The organism is Rhizobium sp. Leaf453, from assembly GCF_001425605.1.
Taxonomy (GTDB): Bacteria; Pseudomonadota; Alphaproteobacteria; order Rhizobiales; family Rhizobiaceae; genus Pararhizobium.
Genome location: NZ_LMRG01000027.1, coordinates 107,592 through 133,827, shown reverse-complemented (window position 1 = coordinate 133,827; position 26,236 = coordinate 107,592). Strand labels below are relative to the sequence as shown.

Here is a 26,236-nt window from a genome sequence, read left to right as displayed (position 1 = left end):
ATGGGCGTATCAATTGGGTTCAAACGCGGGCGGCTGACCCGCACGCCCAGAGTTCCACGGGGTGGCGGGCACCACCCGTTCCGTCCGGAACTGAAAAGCCGCGCACAATTCTTTCCGGAAATGCATTTTCCTCGAACGGAAGTTGCGTTAAGAACGCGCCAACATCGAACAGCCCACCCTTCTTCAAAGGAATGCCCCATGACATCGCGCAATCTTTTCCTTCTGCCCGGCGACGGCATCGGCTCGGAAGCCATGGCGGAAGTCCGCAAGATCATCGACTACATGAACGCCGAAATGGCTGCCGGTTTCACGACGGACGAGGGTCTGGTCGGCGGATCCGCCTATGATGCGCATGGCCAGGCGATTTCCGACGCCGACATGGAAAAGGCGATGGCGGCGGATGCCGTTCTGTTCGGCGCCGTGGGCGGTCCGAAATGGGATGCGGTTCCCTACGAGGTGCGCCCTGAAGCCGGCCTGCTTCGCCTGCGCAAGGACCTGGAACTGTTTGCCAACCTGCGCCCGGCCATCTGCTATCCGGCGCTTTCGGATGCTTCCTCGCTGAAGCGTGAGCTGGTCGAAGGCCTCGACATCCTGATCGTGCGTGAACTGACCGGCGGCGTCTATTTCGGCTCGCCGAAGGAAATCATCGACCTCGGCAACGGCCAGAAGCGCGGCATCGACACGCAGGTTTATGACACCTACGAAATCGAACGCATTGCCGGCGTCGCCTTCGAACTCGCCCGCACCCGCAACAACCGCGTCTGCTCAATGGAAAAGCGCAACGTGATGAAGTCCGGCGTCCTGTGGAACCAAGTCGTCACGGCGACGCACAAGGAAAAGTATTCCGACGTGGCGCTCGATCACATGCTGGCTGACGCCGGCGGCATGCAGCTGGTCCGTGCGCCAAAACAGTTCGACGTGATCGTCACCGACAACCTGTTCGGCGACATGCTGTCCGACGTCGCCGCCATGCTGACCGGTTCGCTCGGCATGCTGCCGTCGGCCTCGCTCGGCGCACCGGATCCGAAGACCGGCCGCCGCAAGGCCATGTACGAGCCCGTTCACGGCTCGGCTCCGGACATTGCCGGCAAGGGCATCGCCAACCCGATCGCCATGATCGCCTCGTTCGCCATGTGCCTGCGCTATTCGTTCAACATGGTGAAGGAAGCCGACACGCTGGAAAAGGCGATCGCCAACGTTCTCGACCAGGGAATCCGCACCGGTGACATCATGGCCGAGGGTGCGCGCCAGGTCGGTACCGTCGAGATGGGTGACGCGATCCTGGCAGAGTTCAAGGCGCTTTCGGCCTGAGGCTCTCAGGGTTTTCATGCCCCCTCCCCAACCCCTCCCCACAAGGGGGAGGGGTTCACTGAGGCATCCGGCTGACAACACCGGGTGCCGTTTTTGTTTGGTGGGGTTGAATCATGGTAATCGGCCCACACCTAGTATGCATGGGCCAGCCTATCACCCGCCGTCATTCCTGTGCTCGTCGCAGGAACCCCACCACGCGACATCCGTCGCGTAAAATCACACCTTTCGCAGCGCAGACGCGCTGCGGCTGGGTCCCTGTGACAGGCACAGGAATGACGGCAGAGTGGGGTAGGCGGCCTTGAACTCCCATCCATCCTGAAACTCGGAATCCATGACACGCCCCTTTTCCTCATCCCTCTGGCTCCTCGTCGCGACCGCCCTGCTTGTTGCAGCACTCCTGCCGTTCGATGGGACGATCTCGCAATGGGCTCAGGGGTTGCCGGGCGGGGTGGTGACGTTCAACGAGAGGATCACGGATTTCGGCACATTCAGCTGGATGATCTACGGGTCCGGCTCGATCGTCATCATCGCCTACATCCTGAACCGGGTAGCAAGCACCGACACATGGTCATCCAAGACCAAGACCGCCTGGCGGCTGGCACTGTATTTCCTGGTGACAATCGGCAGTGCCAGTGCCGTCGTGCATCTGGCAAAACTAGTGATTGGCCGGGCGCGGCCGGAACTCTTCGCCGAATACGGGCCGCACAGCATCTCGTTCCTCTCAGGGCACGACTGGGTCTTCCAGAGTTTCCCATCGGGTCACTCCGCCGCCGTCGGCTCGTTCTTCGGGGCGTTTTCGATGCTGGCGCCACGGTTGCGCATCCTGTTTGCGCTGGGGGCACTCGTGATCGGCATCAGCCGCGTCGTGGTCGGTGCGCACTATCCGAGCGACGTCGCGGCGGGACTTCTGGTCGGCCTATGGACGGCGGTGATGACGGCCTTCCTGTTTGCCGGCAGGAACTGGCTGTTCCGGCTGGATGACAAGAGCTGGCCCCGGCCGAAATCTTCAACACCCCGCGGGGTGGGCTCGAAGGAGCCATGAGGAAAGCCCTCGCAAAACCTATGATTCTTTCGTTTGCTTGCTCGCACCCGTTCTTTGTGGAACCATGGGAGCACTGCAAACGGAGGATCTAAAATGTTGGAAACACTCGTCTCTCAGCTTCTGGATCCATTCCGCATCGGATTGATCCTGTTTCTTTTCCTGACGGCATTGCGCACACGCGCGGCAATGGGCCTCGCAACGCCCCTGGCCGTTGGCGTCCTCTTCGTGGCGATCCTGCTGCCTCTGACGACCGGGGCAAATGCCGCAACGGACAATGCAGCAAAACTCACCGCGATGGCCTGCGGGATCGTTTCCAATGCAATTATTCTTGGCTGTTTCATCTCGGCATGGGCGGTTTGGACACGGGTTCGTCAATAGAGAAGAGACGACGTTCGGGCAAAAGCGCCGGCTTCGCACGCATCCCACCACAAAAACGGAAAAAGCACTACGCTACCGCGCCGTGCTTTTTGAAAATTGCTGTCCGCTTATGTAGAAATCGAGACTTGCAGGCTGGCCCGAAGACCAGCCTGCCTGCAGGATGCTTATTTCGCGTCGTTGGCGAAAATGTCCTTCTTATGCGTGTTGCCCGGCACCAGGAGCGCCCCGATGACGACGGTCGCTGCTGCGATGACGATCGGATACCAGAGACCACCATAGACGTTGCCGGTCTGCGCCGAGATGGCGAAGGCCGTGGCCGGCATCAGGCCGCCGAACCAGCCATTACCGATGTGGTAGGGCAGGGACAGGCCGGAATAGCGGATGCGGGTCGGGAACAGTTCGACGAGCATTGCCGCGATCGGTCCATAGACCATCGTCACGAGCAGGATCAGATAGGTCAGGATCAGGATGACCGCGATCTTCTGACCGGTGAAGATGTCGAAGAAATGCTGCGCGCGCGCCACCGTCGTGTTGGCATCTGCCGAGATCGGGTAGCCTGCAGCCGTCAGCGCATCGTTGACGCTCTTGGTGAACGCGGCGGTGGCAGCCTTGAGATCGTCGCCGGTCAGAGCGGCAGCGTCATAGGCCGGGATGACCGTGTCGCCGATCTTGACCTGGGCAACGGTTGCAGCAGCATCTTCGATGCTCTCGTAATTCACCGACGTGCGGGCAAGCGTCGCTTTCGCGATATCGCAGGACGAGGTGAACTTTGCCGTTCCGGTCGGATTGAACTGGAAAGAGCAATCGTCCGGCGATGCGGTGACCGTGATCGGGGTCTGCTGCGCCGCATGAAGGGCCGGATTGGCGGTTTGGGTGAGCAGCGGGAAGACGAACTGATAGGTGACGGCAGCGATGAGGCAGCCTGCGAGGATGATCGGCTTGCGGCCGATGCGGTCGGAAAGGCTACCGAAGAAGATAAAGCCGCCGGTACCGAGAATCAGCGACCAGGCCACGAAGACGTTGGCCGAGAAGCTGTCAACCTTGATCACGTTCTGCATGAAGAACAGGGCGTAGAACTGGCCGGAATACCAGACAACAGCCTGGCCGGCGACGAGGCCGAGCAGGGCGATGGTGGCGATCTTGGCGTTGCGCCAGCCCCAGATGACGGCAATGACGGCAAAAGCGATACCGAGGATCATGGCAACCGAAGAGTTCAGCGTGCCGGTCAGGATGGCGCCGACGAACAGGATCGGGACGATGAGCAGCACCAGAGCGTTGCGGCCAGGACCAAAAGCTTCGCGCAATGGCGCCTTGGAAGCGGCACCCTCTTCCTTCATCTTCTTGAAGGCTGGGGATTCATTCATCTGCATGCGGATATAGAGCGAGATCAGCAAGAGAACGATCGAGCCGAGGAACGGAATGCGCCAGCCCCAGAGGTCGAATGCCTTGATCATCTTCGGCGTGCCATCGGGATTCATGACGGCTGCACCGGCAGCATCCAGAACCGGTGACGGATCCCAGTTGCCGTTAACGTAACCCTGAACCGCCAGAATGACGATGAGGGACAAGAGCAGGCCAAGGGTTGCCGTCGTCTGAATGAAGGCCGTGAAATAGCCGCGCCTGTTGGCGGGGGCGTGTTCCGCCACATAGACTGCCGCCCCACCATATTCACCGCCCAGAGCGAGGCCCTGCAACATGCGAAGAGCGATCAGGATGATCGGCGCCGCAGCACCCCAGCTGGAGTAGCCCGGCAGGAGACCCACGAGGAAGGTCGAAAGACCCATGATCATGATCGTCATCAGGAAGGTGTATTTGCGGCCGATCAGATCGCCCAAGGCACCGAAGACCAGCGCGCCGAACGGACGGACGAGGAAACCCGCCGCGAAAGCCAGAAGCGCGAAGACATTGCGGGTCGCTTCGGGAAATGCCGTAAAGAATTGTGCCCCGATGATCGCGGCCAGCGAACCGTATAGATAAAAGTCATACCACTCGAAAATGGTTCCGGCGGACGAGGCCATGATGACCTTCCGCTCCTCTCCCGTCATCGGACGTGAGCGATCCCCAGCGTTCACCTCTGCAATTGCCATTTGAGCCTCCTCTCTGTTTGCCGACCTCGCGATCGGCGAAATAGGTGCCATTGACGAGACGATCGCTCCTCAAAGGCACACTTCCTCCACCTACACAGCAGAGTAGTTTACAGGCGTCATGTGCCAAGCCCACGAATGGTATTAAGACCAAAGTCTTATGTGCGAGGCGCTGCCGCCACCCCGGAACCAGCACCGGACAGATCTCTCGTCGCAAGACGATGATGCCTTGAAACGCGCAGCTTTCGCAGGAGGCGTCCGTGAAGACGGTTACGCCTCTCTGAAAGCGCGGCGCGCAATCCATGCTGTCTTGACTCTCTGCCAGAAACGCGTATGAGCAACAGCGGAAAAGGAACCGCTCCATGCACCGTTTTGGTTTTGCCATCGCTGCACTGATTTCCCCGGCATTCTCTGCCGGGCGGGTCCGTTCTTTCCCGATTTTTTCCAAAACAATGGCCAAAACGACGACGAAAACCGTCTGACGTCTCTGGCCACCGCTCTCTCCCCGGCACGGCCGGGGACCTGAAGCTTGGCACCTTGGCCGGCTAGCTTCTCATCCCAGCACCGCGGAGAGACAGAAAGAGAGCAAGACAATGGGTTTCAAGATTGCCGTAGCAGGCGCGACCGGAAACGTCGGACGCGAAATGCTGAACATTCTTTCCGAGCGCGGTTTCCCGGTCGATGAAGTCGTGGCGCTGGCTTCCGCCCGCAGCCAGGGTACGGAAGTCTCCTTCGGCGACAAGACGCTGAAGGTGAAGAACCTCGAGAACTACGATTTCTCCGACACCGACATTTGCCTGATGTCGGCCGGCGGCGCCGTGTCGCTGAAGTGGTCGCCGAAGATCGGCGCGCAGGGCTGCGTCGTCATCGACAACTCCTCGGCCTGGCGATACGATCAGGACGTGCCGCTGATCGTTCCGGAAGTGAACCCCGACGCCATCACGCAGTTCACCAAGCGCAATATCATCGCCAACCCGAATTGCTCGACCGCTCAGCTGGTCGTCGCGCTGAAGCCGCTGCATGACTTCGCCAAGATCAAGCGCGTCGTTGTCTCGACCTATCAGTCGGTATCCGGCGCCGGCAAGGAAGGCATGGACGAACTGTTCAACCAGACCCGCGCCGTCTTTGTCGCCGATCCGATCGAATCGAAGAAGTTCACCAAGCGCATCGCCTTCAACGTCATTCCGCATATCGATAGCTTCATGGAAGACGGCTACACGAAGGAAGAGTGGAAGGTCCTGGCCGAAACCAAGAAGATGCTCGACCCGAAGATCAAGGTGACCTGCACCGCCGTGCGCGTTCCCGTCTTCATCGGCCATTCTGAATCGGTCAACATCGAATTCGAAAACGAGATCACCGCCGACCAGGCCCGCGACATCCTGCGCGAAGCGCCGGGTTGCCTCGTCATCGACAAGCATGAGAACGGCGGCTACATCACGCCGTACGAATCGGCAGGCGAAGACGCGACCTACATTTCACGTATTCGTGAAGACGCGACCGTCGAGAACGGCCTGAACATGTGGGTCGTCTCCGACAACCTGCGCAAGGGCGCTGCCCTCAACGCCATCCAGATTGCCGAGCTTCTTGTCAATCGCGGTCTGATCAAGGCGAAGAAAAAGGCCGCCTGATCAGGAATTATAAAGTTTTAACCAATAAAAGCCTCGCATGATCCGTCACAGGATTTGCGGGGCTTCTTTCTGAGAGCCGGTCTGCGACGATTTACGCTTCATTTCGGGAGGATTCACGTGAAACACATCCTCTCCTTGCAGTGAGATCATCGTGACAGAAGCCGCAAAGACTGGCATTTTGCGGACGCAATTTTGGATTCGGGCGATTACGGGGTTTTTCATGCACAAGGCAACGTGCGTACTGGCGGGTTTCACGGCACTGATTGCGGCAGCAATCGCGCCAACGGCGGCTTCTGCCGCGCAATGCAGCAATACATCGGCAGGCTTCGACGCCTGGGTGCAGGACTTCAAGGCGGAAGCAGCCGGACGCGGCATCAGCCCCGCCGTGCTGAACAAGGCCTTCGCCAATGTGAACTACAACAAGGCGACCATCCGCGCCGACCGTGGCCAGAAGAGCTTCAAGCTGTCGCTGAACCAGTTCATGCAGAAGCGCGGTGGCCAGGCGATCATTTCCCGCGGCAAGAAGATGAAGGCGCAGAACGCCGCCCTCTTCAAGTCGATCGAAAGCCGCTACGGCGTTCCACCAGGTCCGATCATCGCCATCTGGGGCATGGAAACCGGCTTCGGCGGCTTCATGGGCAAGGAACACACGATATCCGCCGTTGCGACGCTGGCCTTCGACTGCCGCCGTTCGGACTTTTTCACCAACCAACTCTATGCGGCGCTGAACCTCGTGCAACGCGGCGACTTGAGCCCGGATGCGCGCGGTGCTGCCCACGGCGAAATCGGCCAGACGCAGTTCCTGCCGGCCAACGTCCTGAAATACGGTGTCGATGGTGACGGCAACGGCCATGTCGACATGGTCCGCTCCAAGGCCGACGCCCTGTCCTCGACCGCCAACTTCCTGCGCGGCCACGGCTGGAGCGGCGGCGGCAGCTATCAGCCGGGTTCGGGCAATTTCGGTGCGATCCAAGGCTGGAACGCCGCCAGCGTCTACCAGCAGGCAATCGCCATCATCGGCGCGGAAATCGACGGCGGCTGATCAGACGGCTTTGTTGGGATGAATTGATCCGCAGTTCGGGAGACCGGGCTGCGGATTTTTTGTTTCGTTTACAAGGGACGAGCACCGGCCTCTCGCTTCCATAAGGGAGGATCGGCGACCGGCGAAGGCGCTCAACCGCACACTCCGTCATCCTCGGGCTTGACCCGAGGATCCATCAGCCTATCGGCCGGCGATGAGGTCTTTAGATGAGATCTTTAAACGTCGCAACTGCGAGGTGGGCGCGACACAAGCAGATCCTCGGGTCAAGCCCGAGGATGACGGAGTGTGGGGAGATCCGGAGCCATAAGCCCCGAAACCCCAAACCTCACATGCCCGGGCGGCCGAAGTCACCGGTTTTGGCGTCCATGATCCAGAGTTCGCCGGTGGAGATGTCGAACCAGGCGCCGTGCAGTTGCAGCTTGCCGCGCTGTTCGAGAATCTGGACGCAGGGGAAGGTGCGCAGGTTGGAGATGGAGTTGCGGATCGAGACGCGCTCCAGCGCACGCTGGCGCTCGCCGGCGGTCATGACCTCGTTGCTCTGGATCTGCTCGGCAGCAGGTTTCAGGAGGTTCATCCAACGGCCGATGAAATCGCCGGGGGAGAGCGGCTCGGCCGACGGATCGAGCGCTGCTTTGATACCGCCACAGCGGCCATGGCCCATGACGACGATGTCGGAAACCTTGAGCGCCTGGACTGCGAACTCCAGCGCGGCCGAAGTGGAGTGATAATGGCCATCCGGCTCATAGGGCGGCATCATGTTGGCGACGTTGCGGACAACGAACAGTTCGCCCGGGCCGCTGTCGAAGATGGTCTCAGGCGCGGCGCGGCTGTCACAACAGGCGATGACGAGGGTTTTGGGCTGCTGGCCGGTTTCGGCCAAGGCCTTGTAACGCTGCTGCTGTTCGTTGTAGCGGCCGCTCATGAAGTTGTTGTAGCCGTTCAGCAATTGCTTCGGAAAACGCTGCATGGTGCTCGATCACTCCGACTATATAAGACAGTTACGATGGTCATCGCATGCCTGCGGCTTCAGCGACACAACTTTGTGCGCCGCACACATGCAAATTTCCGGCAAATTTCCGGCAAGCCAAATGACCGGTGATGCCCGTGAGATTTCGTGTCGATCCTTCAGGATCGATCCGGTTTATTCGTCAAGGCGGGGGGTGGCAAGCGGAACCTGCCCAAGTCACTATCAAGAGCGGCGTTTCTGGCCGGGATGCATAAGGCGGCGCATCTGCACCATGGCCATCGGCGTAGACAGGCTGGCCGCGTCACGCTCCAGCGTCAGCTCGTCCTCTTCGCGCTTGCGGGTACGGGCGATGACCTCGAACACACTCGCGGTCGCCAGCTGCAGCGCGCGCTCCTCGTTCATGCCTTCCAGAAGCCGTGCGACGAACAGGGCCGCGAGCAGATCACCCGTGCCGTTCGGCGGATTGTCGATCAACCGGTGTTCGGCGAGAAGCGCGGAATTGCCCGACAGATAGAGATTGCCGGTGCTGCCCTGCATCATCGGGATCGCCGAGGTGACCAGCATGCGGGACGGCCCCAGAGACAAGGCAGCCTCCAGAATGGCAGCATTGCTCTCCAGTGCCGCGCCACACAGCCAGGACAGTTCGAACCGGTTGGGCGTGGCGAGCGAGGCAAGAGGCAGCAGCCTGTCGCGCATGGCGACCGCCGTCGCCTCCGGCACATAAAGCCCGCCGGCATCGCCCATGACGGGATCGCAGGCATAGAACAGGTCGGGATTCTTCTGTCGCAGCGCCTCGACAAGACGGGCGACGCCTTCCGCCTGATGGGCACCGCCGAGATAACCGGAGAGCACGGCGCGGACCTCACCGACCCAAGGTGCGCGGATCAGATCGTCGATCAGCCGGTTGAACTCGTCCTCTCCAATGGTGACCCGCGTCGAGGGGCCGTGGCCGGGATGCCAGGGAAGGATGACAGTGGGGACGGCCCAGACCGGATAGCCCAGCGTTTCGAGTGCGAACACCGCCGCCCGGTTGCCGACGGAGCCGCGAATCACATGGCTGGAAATGACGATGACGGCGCCGGCGGGGGTCTCGGACATGCAGGAATTCCGTTGTTTCGACATCATCTGATCGCCCGACAGTCATGCCGCTGTCAACTGCACCTGCCAAAAGGCGGCGGGACGTAAAAATCAGCGATGGATAAGCAGACGCGAATACATGCATTACAACCGATTTAATTCAAAAAGCCGTCCGTTTTCGCCGAAATTTTCATGATTCCATTCCGAAATTGATCGATCAGGACCAAAAACCGCCACAAAAACAATCGCCAACAGCCATTCTTCTGTTAGTTTCGGCGAAAATGGTGATTGCGGGGAGAAACAGTCATGGGCACCAAATACAACCCGAAGAAGGACCGGCATTTCGAAGCGGTTGGTGAGGCCGGCAAGGCGCTCGGATTGAAAATCTTGTCGCCGGAGCTTCTGTTCCGCCGCGCCAGCCATGACGACCTCGACGAATATACGCCGGACATGCTGGCGCTGACGGCTGCCCATGCGCTGAAGGAAGTGGGCCGGGTGGAAAGCGCCGGGCCGGTGATCTCGGTCGAAACGATTGACGGCATCACGCCGAACGACACCGAGGTTTCGATCCTCTCGGTCACCGATCGCAACATGCCGTTCCTCTACGATTCGGTGATGGGCGAGGTGACGAGCACGCACCGTGACATTCATCTGGCCGTGCATCCCATTCTCGTTCTTGCAGCAGGAAAGCCGGCTAAACTCTTCGACCCCGAAGAGAAAAGCGATCCCGCCACTCGCTTCAGCCATATCCAGATCCACCTGTCGAAACTGACAGATGCGGAAGCCCAGGACCTGAAGGAACGGGTCGAAAACGTCCTGTCGCAGGTGCACCAGGCCGTTGGCGACTGGAGCGCGATGACGGTTCTGCTCGATCAGGCGATGAACGAACTGGAAAACCATGCGCCGACGAAAAAGAAGGGCGATCGCGACGAGGCGCTGGCCTTCCTGCGCTGGCTGCGCGCCAACAATTTCACCTTCCTCGGCATGCGCGAATACACCTATTCCGGCAAGGGCGAGAATGCTGCCGTCGAACGCGCCGATGGCCGCGGGCTGGGCATCCTCTCCAATCCCGACGTACGCGTGCTGCGCCAGGGCAAGGACGCGGTGCTGACCACGCCAGAAATCCTCGCCTTCCTCAATGGTCCGGATTTCCTTATCGTCACCAAGGCGAACGTCAAATCCGTGGTCCATCGCCGCGCCTATATGGATTATGTCGGCGTCAAGCGTTTCGACGCCGAGGGCAATGTGACCGGCGAGCTGCGTGTCGTCGGCCTGTTCACGTCCAGTGCTTATACCCGCCAGGCCGCAGAGATTCCGTTGCTGCGTCACAAGATCGAGAAGATCGTCGATCAGTTCGGCTACGATCCGCAGAGCCATTCCGGCAAGATGCTGGCCAACACACTGGAATCCTATCCGCGTGACGATCTCTTCCAGATCGATGTCGGCTTGCTCGCAACCTTCTGCGAGCAGATCAACGAACTGGGTGACAGGCCGCGCATCCGCGTGCTGCCGCGCATCGACCATTTCGACCGCTTTGTCTCTGTCATCGTCTACGTCCCGCGCGAACAGTACGATTCCGATGTGCGCGAAAAGATCGGGCTTTACCTGAAGACGGTTTATGACGGTCGTGTCTCGGCCTATTACCCGGCTTTCCCGGAAGGCGGGCTTGCGCGCGTTCATTTCATCATCGGCCGCTCCGGCGGCAAGACGCCGCGTGTGGCGCAAGCCAAGCTTGAAAATGCCGTGCGCGACATCGTCACCCGCTGGATCGACCGGTTCAACCTGCTGGCCCGCCACGATGGCGTGACGATTTCCGTCAACGAGGCCTATCAGGCGGCTTTCACCCCGACTGAAGCCCATGCCGATCTTCCCGACATCGCCGCCTGCCTGCCGGACGATCCGATCCGCATCGCCTTCTACCAGAAGCGCGGCAAGGGTCCGGAATCGCTGGAGCTCAAGATTTTCCACGCCGGTGAGCCGGTGTCGCTGTCGCATCGCGTTCCATTGCTGGAAAACCTCGGCTTCCGGGTCATCAGCGAGCAGACCCACGATATCGCCGTTTCCAGCGCCAAGGGTGGCGAGCGGCTGGTCGTGCTGCATGACATGGAACTGATCCACCGCGACGGCCATGTGCTGAACCTCGACAAGACCGGGCCGATGCTGGAAGAGGCCTATCTCGCCGCCTGGAACGGCTTGATCGAGGATGACAGCTTCAACCGGTTGATCCTGCTCTCCGGGCTCACCGCCCGGGAAGTGACGGTGCTGCGCGCCTATGCCCGCTATCTCCGCCAGACCGGCATCACCTATTCGCAGGGCTATCTCGCCGATACGCTGAACAAGTATCCGGCGATCGCCTCCGATATCTTCAAGCTGTTCGTGACCCGGACGGACCCGACGCTCGAGGACAAGCCGCGCGCCAGGCGCACCGTGAGCCTGCAGGCGGGGATCGAGCAGGCGCTGAACAATGTGCCGAGCCTCGACGAGGACCAGATTCTGAGGCGCTACGTCAACGCCGTCACCGCCACGCTGCGCACCAACTATTTCCAGCGCGACACGGATGGCAATCCGAAGCCGATGCTGGCCTTCAAGCTCGATCCGAAGGCCCTCGACGGCCTGCCGGAGCCACGGCCCTTCCGCGAAATCTTCGTCTACGGCACCGAGGTCGAAGGTGTGCACCTGCGCTTCGGCAAGGTGGCGCGCGGCGGTCTTCGCTGGTCGGATCGCGCCCAGGATTACCGCACCGAAGTGCTTGGCCTCGTCAAGGCACAGCAGGTCAAGAATGCCGTCATCGTGCCCGTTGGTGCCAAGGGGGGCTTCTACCCGAAACAGCTGCCGGTGGGCGGCACGCGCGACGAAATCTTCAAGGCCGGCACCGAGGCCTACAAGACCTATATCCGCACGCTGCTCTCGATCACCGACAATATCGTCGGCCAGGATGTCGTGCCGCCGGCCGATACGCTGCGGCTCGATGGTGACGACCCCTATTTCGTCGTCGCCGCCGACAAGGGCACGGCAACCTTCTCCGACACGGCCAACGGGCTGGCCCAGGAAGCCGGCTTCTGGCTGGACGACGCCTTTGCTTCGGGCGGTTCAGCCGGTTACGACCACAAGAAGATGGGCATCACCGCGCGCGGCGCCTGGGAAACCGTCAAGCGGCATTTCCGCGAAATGGATATCGACATCCAGACGACGCCCTTCACCGTTGCCGGCGTCGGCGACATGTCGGGTGACGTTTTCGGCAACGGCATGCTGCTCTCGGAGAAGATCCGGCTGCTGGCGGCGTTCGATCACCGCGATATCTTCATCGATCCTGATCCGGATATCGAAAAATCCTTCGCCGAGCGCAAGCGCATGTTCAACCTGCCGCGCTCCAGCTGGCAGGATTACGACAAATCCCTCTTGTCGAAGGGCGGCATGATCATTCCGCGCTCGGAAAAATCCGTGACGCTGACACCGCAGGCGATGGCGGCGATCGGCATCGAGAAGAGCCAGGCAACACCGTTCGAAATCATGACGGCGATCCTGAAAAGCCCGGTCGACCTGCTCTGGTTCGGCGGCATCGGCACCTATATTCGCGCTGCCAGCGAGACGGATGCTGATGTCGGCGACCGCGCCAATGATCCAATCCGCATCACCGCGGACGAGGTTGGCGCCAAGGTGATCGGCGAGGGTGCCAATCTCGGCGTTACCCAGCGCGGCCGTATCGGCTTTGGCCTGAAGGGTGGACGCTGCAATTCCGACGCCATCGACAATTCGGCCGGCGTCAATTCCTCCGACTTCGAGGTCAACATCAAGATCGCGCTCGCTTCCGCCATGCGCGATGATCGCCTGACGCGGGCGAAACGCAACACGCTCCTGGCCTCGATGACCGATGAAGTCGCGGCGCTCGTGCTGCGCAACAACTACGAGCAATCCCTGTCGATCTCGCTGACGGAAATGCAGGGCGCCGGCAATCGGACCGGTCTTGCCCGGCTCATGACCCGGCTGGAATCCGATGGCCATCTCAACCGCAAGGTGGAGGTGCTGCCGAACGACCAGGCACTGTCCGAACGTTACCAGAGCGGCAAGGCGCTGATGCGGCCGGAAATCGGCGTGCTGCTCTCCTACGCCAAGATCGTGCTGTTCGACGAAATCATCGCCAGCGAACTGCCTGATGATCCCTATCTCGCAACGACGCTCAGAGATTATTTCCCCGCCAAGATGCACAAGGCCCATGCCAACGACATCAACGAGCACCGTCTGCGCCGCGAGATCATCGCGACGGTCTTGGCCAACGACGTCATCAACCGCGGCGGACCGCCCTTCGTCAGCACCCTGATCGACCAGACCGGCTTCATGCCGGCCGACGTGGTCAAGGCGGCCGTGCTGACCCGCGACGGTTATGATCTCCAGCGCATCCAGGACGAGATCGACGCGCTCGACAATGTCATCAGCGGTGTCGTGCAGAACGAGCTTTACCTGGAAGTGGCGCATATCTTCGCGATCGTCACCGAACGCACGCTTCGGATCAAGGCAATGCAAGCGCCGCTCGGCGAGGCGATCCAGGAGTTGCGCGATGCGCTTCAGAAACTGAAATCGACGCTGAAGAGCGCCATTCCGGAAGATGCGACGGCGGAAGTCAGCCAGAGGGCGGCCTATTTCATCGAACGCGGCGTGCCGGCGGCACTGGCCGAGGAGATCGCTTCGCTGGCGGTCATGACCTTCGTGCCGGAAATCATCCAGATTTCCGCCGATACCGGCGTGACGCTTGCCCGCACCGCCCAGAGCTATTTCGGCGTGACGCAGAACCTGCGGATCGCCAAGCTTCTGGCAGCGGCGGAGCGGGTTTCAGCCACCGAACAGTACGAGGCGATGGCCCTGTCGCGCAGCATCAACGACATCGCCACCGCCCGCACGGACATCACCATCGCCGTGCTGACCGACAAGAAGGAGGAGCGCAATCCCGTCGGCGCTTGGCAGGATGGCGACCGAATCCGCATTTCCCGCGTCACCTACCAGCTCACCCAGCTGACGGAGAAGGGCGAAACGACGCTGGCAAAGATCACCGTCGCGGCCGGCTTGCTCAGCGATCTTGCGCAGAACCGGGGGAGGTGACACTGTCGGCACCGGGTTGAGGTGACAGTGGAGAATCGGGTGAGCAGTACCACGGCAGGGGCCGGCGACGAGCCAAACGTATCGCGCGCCGGCATCGCCGGCTGGATGCTGTTCGACTGGGCGGCCCAGCCGTTCTTCACGGTCATCATCACCTTCATCTTCGGCCCCTATTTCGTTTCCCGGCTCACGGACGATCCCGTCTACGGGCAGGCGATGTGGGGCTATACGATCACCATATCCGGCATTGTCATCGCGATCCTCTCGCCGGTCCTCGGCTCGATTGCCGACCAGACGGGCGCACGGAAACCCTGGATCGGCTTTTTCGCTGTCATCAAGATCGTGTCGCTGGCGTTTCTCTGGTTTGCCACGCCGGGATCGCCGATGATCTATCCTTTCCTTCTCATCATTCTCGCTGCGATCGCGGCGGAGTTTTCGATCGTCTTCAACGACTCGATGATGCCGCGGCTGGTGAGCGAGAAGGAGGCCGGCCGCATCTCCAACCTCGCCTGGGGGCTCGGTTACCTCGGCGGCATGATCGTGCTGATCGCCGTCGTTCTGTTCCTGGCGGGCAATCCGGAATCCGGCAAAACAATTCTGGGGCTCGATCCGCTGTTCGGGATCGATGCTGCAAGCGGGGCCGACGCCCGCGTCACCGGACCAATCTCGGCACTCTGGTATTTCGTCTTCATCCTGCCGATGTTCCTGTTTACGCCGGACGCGCCGCGATCGCGGATACCTGCCTCTGCCGCCGTCCGCAACGGCATGGCGGAGCTTCGCCACACGATCGGCGAATTGAAACATCGCCCCGGAATCCTGCGGTTTCTCGTTGCCCGGATGATCTTTCAGGATGGCGTCAACGGGCTACTGGCGCTGGGCGGAACCTTCGCTGCCGGCATGTTTGCCTGGCAAACCCTGGAACTGGGCGTTTACGGAATCATTCTCAATGTGGTGGCAATCGGTGGCTGCCTCTATGCCGCCCGTCTGGACGCGAAGCTTGGCTCCAAGGTCATCGTCACCGCCAGCCTTATCTGCCTGACGATCGCCACCATCGGCATCGTCTCCACCGGCCCCGGCTATACGCTGTTCGGCTTGCTGCAGCTATCGACGGAAGACGGCGGCGGGCTGTTCGCAACGGCAGCGGAAAAGGCCTACATCCTCTACGGCCTGCTGATCGGCCTCGCGTTTGGCCCGGTACAGGCCTCAGCGCGCTCCTATCTCGCCCGCAGCGTTACGCCCGAAGAGGCGGGCCGCTATTTTGGACTCTATGCCCTGTCCGGCCGGGCAACGAGCTTCCTCGCGCCGGCCTCCGTCTCTACCGTGACCCTGATCACCGGATCGGCGCACGCGGGGATGATGACGCTGGTGATCTTTCTCGGCGTGGGCCTGATGATCCTGCTCAAGACTCCTTATCCGGCGAATAAAGCGGTATAAGGACGCCTCCGCTCAGATTTCCCAAGGTGATATCAATTCAAGCCCTGTCGTGCAGAAATCGGAAAGATTGCGGGTCGCCAAACGTCCTCCGTTCACCCGCGCGATTGCGGCAATCATTCCATCCGGAGCAGACATGCCATGCCCTTGCCTTGAGGCCTTCCCCATGATGTCACCATAGGCCATTGCCGCTTCTTCAGTCAGGGCGAAGATTCGACCGGAAAAGCGTCTACCGTTCAATCCTTGCTCAAGCAGGATCGACCGCTGATCGGGAAAAATCTTCTGGATGCCGAAAGCGATCGCGGCGATTGCAACAGATGGAAGCGCAATCTCCGCATCGTGCCGTATCAGCCAGGAAAGAACTGCTTCCGAGGGCTCTTTTCGCAGCGTCTCCGAAATGACATTGGTGTCGAGGAAGATCAAAGCTCAGGCCCGGCATGAGGACGCCGGTTCTCGCCGATAACAGCATCGAGATCGATATCTGTGCCGTAACTACTGGACAACCGCTGGTAGAAAACGGCAGCGGGTTCACGGCCCGTTTCGCGGCTTTCATAGAATTCGAGCGCACGCTCGACGATTTCGGCGACAGAACGGTTTTCGCGACGGGCCAAGCGGTGAGCCAGATCGCGGGCTCTGGCGCTACGGACTGACAATTGCGGTTCTGCCATATTTGAAGCTCCCGAGTAGATTCAAATATGGATTGCAAAGACGCTGCCATCAAGATGGCGGTCAGTGCGCTGACAAAGTCATCTTTCCGCGATCCCGGACGTTATTTGGGACGTCTGAAGCCACCATCCTCTCCGTCATTCCTGTGCTCGTCACAGGAATCCAGTCAGCCCAAGTCCTTGGGCTGAAAGAGTCTTTTGACCCGACAGACGTCGGATCACTGGATCCCCGCCACGAGGGCGAGGATGAGGGATAGTGGGGTTGCCGCATTCTCAAACAATCGGCTTGTGAGTTTGTCAGCAGTCTGACTGCCATCAAGATGGCAGCGTCCTGAGCAGCCTTACGCAATCAATGGCGGAAGTGGCGCATGCCGGTGAAGACCATGGCGACGCCGGCTTCATCTGCGGCGGCGATGACTTCGGGGTCGCGCATCGAGCCGCCGGGCTGGATGACGGCGGTGGCGCCAGCGGCGATCATCGACAGGAGACCGTCGGCGAAGGGGAGGAAGGCTTCGGATGCGACGGCGGATCCGCGGGTGAGCGGAGCGGGGAGGCCCAGCGCGCGGGCGGCTTCCTCAGCCTTCAGGCCGGCGATGCGGGCGGAATCCACTCGGCTCATCTGGCCAGCGCCGATGCCGACGGTCTGGCCATCCTTGGCGTAGACGACGGCATTGGACTTCACATGCTTGGCGACCTTGAAGGCAAACTTCATGTCTTCCAGTTCCTGGGCCGTCGGCGCGCGCTTGGTGACGACCTTCAGTTCCAGATCCTCGACCATGCCGTTGTCCCGGGTCTGCACCAGCAGGCCGCCGGCAACGGTCTTCGCCGACAGGCCGGGAATGCGCGGATCGGGCAGGGCACCGGTGACGAGCAGACGCAGGTTCGGCTTGGCAGCGATGGCAACGCGGGCGGCTTCGCTGACCGACGGTGCGATGATGACCTCGGTGAACAGCTTGACGATTTCCTGTGCTGTCGCGCCATCCAGTTCCTGGTTCAGAGCGATGATGCCGCCAAAGGCCGAGGTGGAATCGCAGGCCAGCGCCCGTTCATAGGCTTCAAGCATGGTCGAACCGGTGGCGACGCCGCAGGGGTTGGCGTGCTTGATGATGGCGACGGCCGGCGCCTTTTCCGGCAGGAACTCGGCAACCAGCTCGAAAGCGGCGTCGGTATCGTTGATGTTGTTGTAGGAAAGTTGCTTGCCCTGCAGAAGCGTCGCGGTGGCAACGCCCGGACGGTTTTCGCCGGTGGCGTAGAATCCGGCTTTCTGATGCGGGTTTTCGCCGTAACGCATCTCTTCCTTCAGCACGCCGCCGATGGTGCGGTGAAGCTGCATCGGTGTGTCCAGCACCTCGGCGAACCAGCCGGAAATGGCGGTGTCGTAGGCGGCGGTGCGGGCATAGGCCTTGGCGGCCATCTTCTGGCGGAAGGCAAAGCCGGTGCCGGCACCATCGCCAAGCTCAGTCAGCAGGCCGGCATAGTCGGAAGCATCGGTGATGATGGTCACATAGGCGTGGTTCTTGGCGGAGGCGCGGATCATCGCCGGGCCGCCGATGTCGATGTTCTCGACTGTGGTCGGGTAATCGCCGCCCTTGGCGCGCACATCCTCGAACGGATAGAGGTTGATGACGGCGAGATCGATGCCCTTGATGCCGTGCGTCGTCATCGCCTCGACATGCTCTTCATCGTCGCGAATAGCGAGAAGCCCGCCATGCACGCCCGGATGCAGCGTCTTGACCCGGCCGTCCATGACTTCCGGAAAGCCGGTGATCTCGGACACATCGGTCACCGGCAGGCCGGCATCCGACAGAGCTTTGTGCGTACCGCCGGTCGAAACGAGGTGGATGCCCTTGTCGTGCAGCGCACGGGCGAGATCGACGATGCCGGTCTTGTCCGAGACGGACAGAAGCGCAGTGCGAATGGTGACCTGATCGGGGGCGGGAATTTTCTTGGAGGCGACAGCCATCATCAAGCTCCTTGGGGCGGCGCCGGATATCGGGAGGTCTTCCGGCAGATGTCCGCCTGCCGTTAACACAGCTTTCCCCGCGAAGAAACCGGACTCAGCCGCCCGGACGGCATCACAGAAGCAAATGTCAGCCCTCGCGGGTAAAAATCCACTGGATTTCCGGCTGCGCGGCGGCCGCAAAGGTCACGGTGATCTGTGAACTCTTGCGCACGCCGGAGGGGTCGGCGAAGAAAATGTCTTCCTCGATCACGACCTCGCTGTCGCGGCAGGTAAACAGCCAGGTCTCGCTATCCGGCGCTGTCAGGTAGATCTCGTGAGGACTGTGCTGCCGCATCGTAATTGATGGATGGATATGAAAACGCGCCACGGCGATCGCGGTGTTGGTATCGGCCGGGTCCGAACCATCCGGTTGATGCAGACGGTCGCGGCCACGCAGCATATTTCCCTGGGCACTGATGCTGAGATCGCGCTCATGCACCAGGCCGAAGGCGCGGGCGTAGCCATCATGGCTGGCAATGATCGCATCCGGCTGGCCCTCGCGCTCCTCGCGACGGGTGGAGACTTTGGACACGCCGCCGGTGACGATCGGGCCGAGGAAGCGCGATTCCGACAGTCTCGACGAGGAGCGATCGTTGATCGTCACGGTCGAATGCGCCGCCGTCAGGCGCGCCAGTTGACGGAATCGTTCGCCGGCAAACTTTGGCGATCCGGAATTGATGACGAAGCGATGGCGGCCCGACGACATTTCGAACGACAGGCAGCCGGCATGGGCCGTGCGCGACAATTCCGGCGACAGCGGCATGCCGGTATCCATGATGACGACGACATTGCCGGTGGCCAGCCGCTCATACTGGGCAAGCGGCAGCGCCTTGAACGGCGCGCCGGCGGTCTCGTCGTAGCGCAGCACCGACATCAGCTCATTGCCGAGCGTCGAGGTGGCGCCGTTGAACAAAGCCAGCTCGCCGCCCTGATGGCGGAAGAAGCGGAGCGCCGGATACATGCGATCGATGCAGGAAATCAGCCGCTGCGGTACGTCATGGCCGAGATTGACATAGGTCTGGCGCAGCGGCAGCAGGTCGAACAGCAACTCAAGGCCGGCGCGCGGATTGCGCGACGTGTGGCCCCCATCGGCCAGGATCTGGCGATCCAGTTCCTGATCGAGATTGCGGGCGGCCTTGCGGATCGTGTTTGCAGAGGCCGGCATGGCGACGGAGGCCATGGCAAGCGCGATACGCGCCCGAAGCCGCGCTTCGCCGTCGGGCGTCGTGTCGGTGATATGCTTGAGGTAACGCACCTGGAAGGCGAGGCTTTTCAGGAAGCGACGATAGAAGGGATGTTCGGCATTGCGCAGGATGATCGGCGAATGCGAGAGCCAGGAAATGATGCGCTGGGCCAGGATATCGGCTTCCCAGGCGATGCCGTTGATGTAGCGGCCATGGGTGGAGATCCAGTCGTTGACTATACTGCGCAGCTGGCCGAAGGTTTCCTCCTCCTTCACCGACCGCATGTGGCGAACCCAACCGAAGGAATGCAACCGAACGCCAAATTCGCGCGACGGCAGATCGATTTCGAAGGGGGATTCGCCGCCGGTTTCCAGCACGCGGCCGGCCAGCGGAAAGCGACCCTGCAGGATTTCCTGCGCAACGAAGGGATCGACGGCGCGCAGATCGGTGGGGGCTACGATGAGGCGGTCCGGCGATGTGCCGGCAAAACGCAACGCGGAATTTCGGCCCAAGGCAAGCCGACGCGAGAACCGGCGCCAACCCTCACGCAGATACAGATAGAGTAGCCTTTGCCGATCCGAAATCCGCATCGTAGACGCCTGCGTCTTCCCCACTCCCGGACGGGGTCATGCCGCAAGATGAACGGAAATGACGACTGTCCAAACCAAATACAACTAGGACGCCGATCCTGCCTGGAAAATCATTAAACTTTTATGGATCGTCGCCCTATTGTTAGGCAAACGCGAAGAACCCGTCAATTGACCGGCGAAATCTGCCTGTTGACGAACAAATTCTAAGCTGTACGCCGCAAGATCACAGCATAGAAGCCATCGAGGCCGCCGGCGTAACCATCCTTAGGCTCGATCATGGCCGGAGTCGTGCGGAATTCACCGAGCGGGGTCACGGCATTTTGGAGGCCCGGCCAATCGGCGGGATCGATCGCAACACGCTCGCAGGTTCCACTCGCAAGGACACGTTCGGTGACGTCCTCACCTTCCCGCTTGTCCAGCGAGCAGTTGGAAAACACAACTAAACCACCCGGCTTCACCAGTGTCAGCGCATGGCGCAGCAGCTTTTCCTGCAGCACCGCCAATTTCTCGATGTCTTCAGGCCCCTTGGTCCAGAGTACGTCCGGATGACGGCGGATCGTACCCGTCGACGAGCAGGGCGCGTCGAGAAGGGCCGCGTCGAACGGGTCTTCCGTGCGGAAATCGGCCATGTTGATTTCCTGCGTCGTCGCCTTCACACCCAGACGGGCAAGATTGCCCTGGAGGCGCTTCAGACGGCTGGCGGACTGATCCAGCGCCGTCACATCCGCACCGGCCAGGACCAGCTGCGCGGTCTTGCCGCCGGGAGCGGCACAGAGATCAATGACCCGCTGCCCCTCCAGGGAGCCGAAAAGTCGGGCGGGAAGGGCAGCGGCGGCATCCTGGACCCACCATTCGCCATCGTCGAACCCTTCGAGCGTTGGAACCGCTCCGGAAAACGCGGCAAGCCTTACGGAGCCGGTTGGCAACAGGCGACCGTTCAGCGTCTGCGCCCAGCCTTCGGCGTCCGATTTCACTGTCAGATCGATCGCGGCGGGGGTAAGGAGCGCTTCGGCGATCTGGGCAGCTTCCTCGACACCGTAATAGGCGACGAGCCGTTTGTGGAACCATGCCGGAATGGCCGGGATTTTCGCACCGACCGTTTCAAGTAAATCCTGCTTTTCGCGCGACAGGCGGCGCAGGACGGCGTTGACGAGACTGGCAAAACGTTTGTTGCGCGGATCGATCTGCGCCTGCTCGACAGCGAGATCGACGGCGGAATGATCGGGAATATCGAGATAGAGAATCTGCGCGGCGGCGACCGTCAGGACATGATCCAGAGCCCGCGCACCTTCCGGCAGTGGCGTCTGCAGCAGGGAGCCGATCATGGCCTCAATGCGCGGCAGCTGGCGCAGTGCGGAGTTCAGGATAGCGCGGACAAGAGCGCGGTCCGCCTCGTTCAGCTCGCGATAGACGGGATTTCCATTGTTGGCATCAAGCATGCCATCCAGCGACGTCTTGCGATCAACGACGGCCGCCAGCATTTTCGCGGCGGCTTGGCGCGCCCGGATTCCGGGCTTGTCGCTGCGCTCGATGGCCGGATTTTCCCGACCTTGATCCCCACTCTGCGGTGCGCGGCGGTTTCGTTTCGGATGCGAAGCGTTTCTGTTTTCGTCAGACGTCAAGACCAGGGACCTTTCGGTGGTTCGGAACCACCGCGACCCCAGCCTGTCGGCGGCACGGAGCGCGATTTGCGCACCGGATTATCAGCCCTGACAGGCGGCGTCGAGACCGTCTGCATTTCATGCGCCATCTGTTCCAGCGCGGCAATGCGGTTTTCAGTCGCCGGATGGGTGGAAAACAGATTGTCCATGCGCTCGCCCGACAGCGGATTGATGATGAACATATGGGCCGTGGCCGGATTGCGCTCGGCGTCATCGTTCGGTACCTGATGCGAGAAGTTCGAGATCTTGGCGAGCGCCGAGGCGAGCGCCAAGGGCTTGCCACAGATTTCGGCGCCGCGCCGGTCGGCCGAATATTCCCGTGTCCGGCTGATCGCCATCTGGACGATGGCCGCCGCAAGCGGCGCAACGATCATCGCGACAATCATACCGATGAAACCGAGCGGATTGTTGTTTTCACGGTTTCCTCCGAAGAAGAACGCGAAATTGCCGAGCATGGAGATCGCCCCTGCCAGCGTCGCTGTCAGCGTCATGGTCAGCGTGTCGCGATTCTGTACATGCGCCAGTTCATGCGCCATGACCCCCGCCACCTCGTCATAATTCAGCGCATGTAGAAGGCCGGTGGAGGCAGCGACCGCGGCGTTTTCCGGGTTGCGGCCGGTGGCGAACGCATTGGGCTGCGGGCTGTCGATTACATAGACCTTCGGCATGGGCAGGCCGGCATTGCGCGCCATATCCCGGACGATACCATAATATTCCGGCGCGGAACGCTCATCGACCTCCTGGGCGCGGTACATGCGCAGCACCATCTTGTCGGAATTCCAGTAGGAGAAGAAATTCATCGCGGCCGCAATCAACAGCGCGATCATCATGCCGGCCCTGCCGCCGATCAGGAAGCCGACCGCCATGAACAATGCGGTCATGAAGGCCAGAAGCATTGCGGTGCGCATCACATTCATTGATCGGTCTCCCAGAAATCTGCCGGTGTTTCACGTGAATCATGGTTTCGCCGGCATGCGAGTTTCCTATATGATGGTGACAGATGGCCGTTTCTTCAACTTTTTACCGGAAATTCGCATGCAGAACGACAACGACAACCAGCAGGTCGAGCCACGCAAGCCGCTGACCGCCGCCGCCAGGCGCGCACTCGCCGAGGCAGATGAGCGCCGCCGGACGCAGAAGCCGCTGGAATTGCCCGAGGAACTGGGCGGCCGCGGCGGGGCCGAACCCTCCCGCTTCGGCGATTGGGAGATCAACGGTCGGGCTATCGATTTCTAAGGAAATAATTCCTGTTGCCATTGCATTATGATCGGTTTATTTTCCTATCATAATGTTTCGCACCGGCCAATTTCTGATTCTCGTTCTCACGGCGCTTTTCCCGGCCGTCCAGGCAAGCGCGTCCGAATCCGGTCAACGCCTGGAAATTGCCGGGCCGGTGAGCGCCCAGATTATTCGGGTTATCGACGGAGACACGCTACTCGTCGCCGCTCGCCCTTGGCCGCAGCAGACGATGGAAGTCTATGTGCGCCTGCGCGGTATCGACGCGCCAGAACTGAAATCATCCTGTGCATCGACCCGCGACGCCGGCAAGCAGGCGCGCGAAGCCCTGGCGGACCTGACGCGCGACCAGACCGAAATCCAGCTTTCCCACATTTCCGGTGACAAATACTTCGGCCGGGTTCTCGCCGATATCAGCTTTGGCGACGGCCGGAATCCGGCTCAGGAAATGCTGTTGGCCGGTTATGTGGTGCCGTATGAGGGCGGACGGAAGGCGATGGGGTGTGCATCGTCGGTTTGGTAAGTTCTCTCTTCTACCCGCCGGTGAGACGTGCTGAACGCATGCGAGGCTATGAGAGGGCCGGCTAAACCGGAGCCGTTGGATTTTTGCTGAAGAGAGGCCTTCGGCTTCCCATCCGGCCCGTTGGGCCACCTCCTCCCCGGCGGGGAGGAGGGGAAGCCGCCTACTTCTTGTTCTGCCGGTTGGCGATCAGGTCATCGACCACGGCCGGATCGGCCAGGGTCGAGGTGTCACCGAGTGCGCCGAAATCGTCTTCGGCGATCTTGCGCAGGATGCGGCGCATGATCTTGCCGGAGCGGGTCTTGGGCAGACCGGGCGCGAACTGGATCTTGTCGGGCGAGGCGATCGGGCCGATTTCCTTGCGGACATGGGTGATCAGGTCCTTGCGCAACTCGTCCGTCGGCTCGACGCCGCTCATCAGCGTAACGTAGGAGTAGATGCCTTGGCCCTTGATGTCATGGGGATAGCCGACAACGGCGGCTTCCGAGACATCATGGTGGGACACCAGTGCCGACTCGACCTCCGCCGTTCCGAGGCGGTGGCCGGAGACGTTCAGCACGTCATCAACGCGGCCGGTGATCCAGTAGTAGCCATCCTCGTCACGGCGGCAGCCGTCGCCGGTGAAATATTTGCCCTTGTAGGTCGAGAAATAGGTCTGGATGAAGCGTTCGTGGTCACCATAGACCGTGCGCATCTGGCCGGGCCAACTGTCAGCGATGCAGAGATTGCCGTCAGCGGCCCCTTCCAGCACCTTGCCTTCTGCATCTACCAGTTCCGGCTTAACGCCGAAGAATGGCACGGTTGCTGAACCGGGCTTGAGGTCGATGGCGCCAGGCAGCGGTGTGATCATGTGGCCGCCGGTTTCCGTCTGCCACCAGGTATCGACGATCGGGCTGCGGGCATCGCCGACGACATGGTAATACCATTCCCAGGCTTCCGGATTGATCGGCTCACCGACCGTACCGAGCAGGCGGAGCGACGAGCGGGACGAGCGCTTCACATAATCGTCGCCGGCTCCCATCAGCGAGCGGATCGCCGTCGGCGCGGTGTAGAAGATGTTGACCTTGTGCTTGTCGACGACTTCCCAGAAGCGGCCGGCATCGGGGAAAGTCGGGATGCCCTCGAACATGACGGTGGTGGCGCAATTGGCCAGCGGGCCGTAGACGATATAGGAATGGCCGGTGACCCAGCCGACATCGGCGGTGCACCAGTAGATGTCACCGTCATGGTAGTCGAAGACATATTCGTGGGTCATCGACGCCCAGACGAGATAGCCGCCCGTCGTATGCAGCACGCCCTTCGGCTTGCCGGTCGAGCCGGACGTATAGAGGATGAACAGCGGATCCTCCGCTTTCATCTTTACAGGCTCGCAATGCGGCTTAACAGTCGCGACTTCCTGATGATACCAAAGGTCACGTCCGGTCGCCCAGCGGGTCTTGCCGCCGGTGCGACGCACGACCAGGACATTCTTGACGTTCACATGGTTGCGGGCGGCGATATCGATCGCGGCATCGGTGTTTTCCTTGAGCGGAACCGGCTTGCCGCCACGCAGGCCCTCATCGCAGGTGATGACGAAGGTCGATTCGCAATCGATGATGCGGCCGGCCAGCGCTTCCGGCGAGAAGCCGCCGAAGACAACAGAATGCACCGCACCGATACGCGAACAGGCGAGCATCGCATAGGCCGTTTCCGGGATCATCGGCATGTAGATGGTGACGCGGTCGCCCTTCTTGACGCCGTGCTTCTTCAGCACATTGGCCAGTCGGCAGACATGTTCGTAGAGCTCGTTATAGGTGATTTTCTTATCGATATAGGGATTGTCGCCTTCCCAGATGATCGCCACCTGCTCGCCGTGCTTCTTCAGATGCCGGTCGATACAGTTGTAGGAAATGTTGGTTTGGCCGTCCTCGAACCACTTGATCGACACCTTGCCCTTGAAGGAGGTGTTCTTGACCTTTGTATAGGGCTTGAACCAATCGATCCGCTTGCCGTGCTTGCCCCAGAACTTGTCGGGATCCTCGACACTGTCGCGATACCAGTTCGTGTATTTCTGTTTGTCGATGAGCGCGCGGTCCCGCGCCGATTTCAAGACCGGATATACCTTGGACGACATGATTTCCTCCCTGCGCAGGCAATCTTCAAGCGGCACATCTCCCCGTGCACGCCCTCTTCGGGCGCATTCATATCAGGTCAAGACACCGCGTCCATTAGACAAAAGGTCATTTCATCGAGAAGAATTGCATTTCTGAGACGACAAGGGTATAGAGGCGCTAATTTCCCGGAAATGAGTGGTTACACCCCACGGCCCGCGACACCGGCGCGGACGG

19 protein-coding genes are annotated in these 26,236 nt (G+C 60.9%); 9 read left to right on the top strand and 10 right to left on the bottom strand.

The genetic code is table 11. The features are described from left to right. Window positions 1-198: 198 nt before the first annotated feature. The 3 genes from leuB (at window position 199) to ASG68_RS23895 (ending at window position 2,731) form a co-directional block, all read left to right on the top strand. A complete protein-coding gene (gene leuB / locus ASG68_RS23905; protein WP_062586079.1) occupies window positions 199-1,311 on the top strand; it encodes a 3-isopropylmalate dehydrogenase in 1,113 nt (370 codons plus the stop codon). A 331-nt stretch (window positions 1,312-1,642) separates the two neighbouring features. After that, a complete protein-coding gene (locus ASG68_RS23900) occupies window positions 1,643-2,353 on the top strand; it encodes a phosphatase PAP2 family protein (RefSeq protein WP_062586077.1) in 711 nt (236 codons plus the stop codon). Between the two features lie 93 nt (window positions 2,354-2,446). After that, the gene (locus ASG68_RS23895; protein ID WP_062586075.1) at window positions 2,447-2,731 is read left to right on the top strand and encodes a hypothetical protein; all 285 of its coding nucleotides are present in this window, start codon (window positions 2,447-2,449) and stop codon (window positions 2,729-2,731) included. 164 nt (window positions 2,732-2,895) lie between these two features. On the opposite strand, the gene ASG68_RS23890 is transcribed toward ASG68_RS23895, so the two are convergent. Then, a complete protein-coding gene (locus ASG68_RS23890) occupies window positions 2,896-4,776 on the bottom strand; it encodes an MFS transporter (protein ID WP_082477881.1) in 1,881 nt (626 codons plus the stop codon). A 632-nt stretch (window positions 4,777-5,408) separates the two neighbouring features. On the opposite strand from ASG68_RS23890, the gene ASG68_RS23885 reads away from it, so the two are divergent. Both ASG68_RS23885 and ASG68_RS23880 read left to right on the top strand, forming a co-directional pair. Next, window positions 5,409-6,443, top strand: coding sequence for an aspartate-semialdehyde dehydrogenase (locus ASG68_RS23885; protein WP_062586071.1), 1,035 nt, complete (start codon window positions 5,409-5,411; stop codon window positions 6,441-6,443). Window positions 6,444-6,663: 220 nt separating this feature from the next. Further along, window positions 6,664-7,485 (top strand): lytic transglycosylase domain-containing protein, encoded by an 822-nt coding sequence (locus tag ASG68_RS23880; protein ID WP_062586508.1) that lies wholly within the window; start codon window positions 6,664-6,666, stop codon window positions 7,483-7,485. A 325-nt stretch (window positions 7,486-7,810) separates the two neighbouring features. Here ASG68_RS23880 and ASG68_RS23875 read toward each other — a convergent pair whose 3' ends face one another. Continuing rightward, window positions 7,811-8,452, bottom strand: coding sequence for a carbonic anhydrase (locus tag ASG68_RS23875; protein ID WP_062586069.1), 642 nt, complete (start codon window positions 8,450-8,452; stop codon window positions 7,811-7,813). A gap of 222 nt (window positions 8,453-8,674) precedes the next feature. Beyond that, window positions 8,675-9,550: a pyridoxal kinase PdxY gene (gene pdxY, locus ASG68_RS23870; protein ID WP_062586067.1), complete on the bottom strand. Its 876-nt coding sequence runs from the start codon at window positions 9,548-9,550 to the stop codon at window positions 8,675-8,677. 285 nt (window positions 9,551-9,835) lie between these two features. Here pdxY and ASG68_RS23865 point away from each other — a divergent pair, with 285 nt between their 5' ends. Continuing rightward, on the top strand, window positions 9,836-14,623 hold the full coding sequence (locus ASG68_RS23865; RefSeq protein WP_062610228.1) for an NAD-glutamate dehydrogenase: 4,788 nt from the start codon (window positions 9,836-9,838) through the stop codon (window positions 14,621-14,623). A 39-nt stretch (window positions 14,624-14,662) separates the two neighbouring features. Continuing rightward, on the top strand, window positions 14,663-16,054 hold the full coding sequence (locus ASG68_RS23860; RefSeq protein ID WP_062586063.1) for an MFS transporter: 1,392 nt from the start codon (window positions 14,663-14,665) through the stop codon (window positions 16,052-16,054). Window positions 16,055-16,066: 12 nt separating this feature from the next. Here the strand turns inward: ASG68_RS23860 and ASG68_RS23855 are convergent, their stop codons facing one another. The 6 genes from ASG68_RS23855 to htpX all read right to left on the bottom strand — a co-directional run bounded on the left by ASG68_RS23855 (window position 16,067) and on the right by htpX (window position 23,070). Further along, on the bottom strand, window positions 16,067-16,474 hold the full coding sequence (locus tag ASG68_RS23855) for a type II toxin-antitoxin system VapC family toxin (RefSeq protein ID WP_062586061.1): 408 nt from the start codon (window positions 16,472-16,474) through the stop codon (window positions 16,067-16,069). After that, window positions 16,471-16,719, bottom strand: a complete 249-nt coding sequence (locus ASG68_RS30905) for a plasmid stabilization protein (RefSeq protein WP_082554051.1) — start codon at window positions 16,717-16,719, stop codon at window positions 16,471-16,473. The genes ASG68_RS23855 and ASG68_RS30905 overlap by 4 nt, the downstream gene beginning before the upstream one ends. Before the next feature lie 346 nt (window positions 16,720-17,065). After that, the gene (gene purH, locus ASG68_RS23845) at window positions 17,066-18,679 is read right to left on the bottom strand and encodes a bifunctional phosphoribosylaminoimidazolecarboxamide formyltransferase/IMP cyclohydrolase (protein WP_062586506.1); all 1,614 of its coding nucleotides are present in this window, start codon (window positions 18,677-18,679) and stop codon (window positions 17,066-17,068) included. Between the two features lie 127 nt (window positions 18,680-18,806). Continuing rightward, window positions 18,807-20,492, bottom strand: a complete 1,686-nt coding sequence (locus ASG68_RS23840) for a heparinase II/III family protein (protein ID WP_062586052.1) — start codon at window positions 20,490-20,492, stop codon at window positions 18,807-18,809. Window positions 20,493-20,695: 203 nt separating this feature from the next. Continuing rightward, on the bottom strand, window positions 20,696-22,114 hold the full coding sequence (locus ASG68_RS23835) for an RsmB/NOP family class I SAM-dependent RNA methyltransferase (RefSeq protein WP_062586049.1): 1,419 nt from the start codon (window positions 22,112-22,114) through the stop codon (window positions 20,696-20,698). Continuing rightward, window positions 22,111-23,070, bottom strand: coding sequence for a zinc metalloprotease HtpX (htpX, locus tag ASG68_RS23830; protein ID WP_062586047.1), 960 nt, complete (start codon window positions 23,068-23,070; stop codon window positions 22,111-22,113). The genes ASG68_RS23835 and htpX overlap by 4 nt, the downstream gene beginning before the upstream one ends. Window positions 23,071-23,140: 70 nt before the next feature. Here htpX and ASG68_RS23825 point away from each other — a divergent pair, with 70 nt between their 5' ends. Together ASG68_RS23825 and ASG68_RS23820 are read left to right on the top strand one after the other, a co-directional pair. After that, complete coding sequence (locus tag ASG68_RS23825; RefSeq protein WP_413814042.1) at window positions 23,141-23,389, top strand: DUF1674 domain-containing protein; 249 nt, start codon at window positions 23,141-23,143, stop codon at window positions 23,387-23,389. 157 nt (window positions 23,390-23,546) lie between these two features. Next, window positions 23,547-23,912, top strand: a complete 366-nt coding sequence (locus ASG68_RS23820) for a thermonuclease family protein (protein WP_244484319.1) — start codon at window positions 23,547-23,549, stop codon at window positions 23,910-23,912. 160 nt (window positions 23,913-24,072) lie between these two features. On the opposite strand, the gene acs is transcribed toward ASG68_RS23820, so the two are convergent. Continuing rightward, the gene (gene acs / locus ASG68_RS23815) at window positions 24,073-26,022 is read right to left on the bottom strand and encodes an acetate--CoA ligase (protein ID WP_062586044.1); all 1,950 of its coding nucleotides are present in this window, start codon (window positions 26,020-26,022) and stop codon (window positions 24,073-24,075) included. Window positions 26,023-26,236 lie beyond the last annotated feature (214 nt).

Coding starts and splice junctions, on each gene's coding strand:
- leuB (WP_062586079.1), top strand. CDS start 199: ATGACATCGCGCAATCTTTTCCTTCTGCCCGGCGACGGCATCGGCTCG.
- ASG68_RS23900 (WP_062586077.1), top strand. CDS start 1,643: ATGACACGCCCCTTTTCCTCATCCCTCTGGCTCCTCGTCGCGACCGCC.
- ASG68_RS23895 (WP_062586075.1), top strand. CDS start 2,447: ATGTTGGAAACACTCGTCTCTCAGCTTCTGGATCCATTCCGCATCGGA.
- ASG68_RS23890 (WP_082477881.1), bottom strand. CDS start 4,776: ATGACGGGAGAGGAGCGGAAGGTCATCATGGCCTCGTCCGCCGGAACC.
- ASG68_RS23885 (WP_062586071.1), top strand. CDS start 5,409: ATGGGTTTCAAGATTGCCGTAGCAGGCGCGACCGGAAACGTCGGACGC.
- ASG68_RS23880 (WP_062586508.1), top strand. CDS start 6,664: ATGCACAAGGCAACGTGCGTACTGGCGGGTTTCACGGCACTGATTGCG.
- ASG68_RS23875 (WP_062586069.1), bottom strand. CDS start 8,452: ATGCAGCGTTTTCCGAAGCAATTGCTGAACGGCTACAACAACTTCATG.
- pdxY (WP_062586067.1), bottom strand. CDS start 9,550: ATGTCCGAGACCCCCGCCGGCGCCGTCATCGTCATTTCCAGCCATGTG.
- ASG68_RS23865 (WP_062610228.1), top strand. CDS start 9,836: ATGGGCACCAAATACAACCCGAAGAAGGACCGGCATTTCGAAGCGGTT.
- ASG68_RS30905 (WP_082554051.1), bottom strand. CDS start 16,719: ATGGCAGAACCGCAATTGTCAGTCCGTAGCGCCAGAGCCCGCGATCTG.
- purH (WP_062586506.1), bottom strand. CDS start 18,679: ATGGCTGTCGCCTCCAAGAAAATTCCCGCCCCCGATCAGGTCACCATT.
- ASG68_RS23840 (WP_062586052.1), bottom strand. CDS start 20,492: ATGCGGATTTCGGATCGGCAAAGGCTACTCTATCTGTATCTGCGTGAG.
- htpX (WP_062586047.1), bottom strand. CDS start 23,070: ATGAATGTGATGCGCACCGCAATGCTTCTGGCCTTCATGACCGCATTG.
- ASG68_RS23825 (WP_413814042.1), top strand. CDS start 23,141: ATGATGGTGACAGATGGCCGTTTCTTCAACTTTTTACCGGAAATTCGC.
- acs (WP_062586044.1), bottom strand. CDS start 26,022: ATGTCGTCCAAGGTATATCCGGTCTTGAAATCGGCGCGGGACCGCGCG.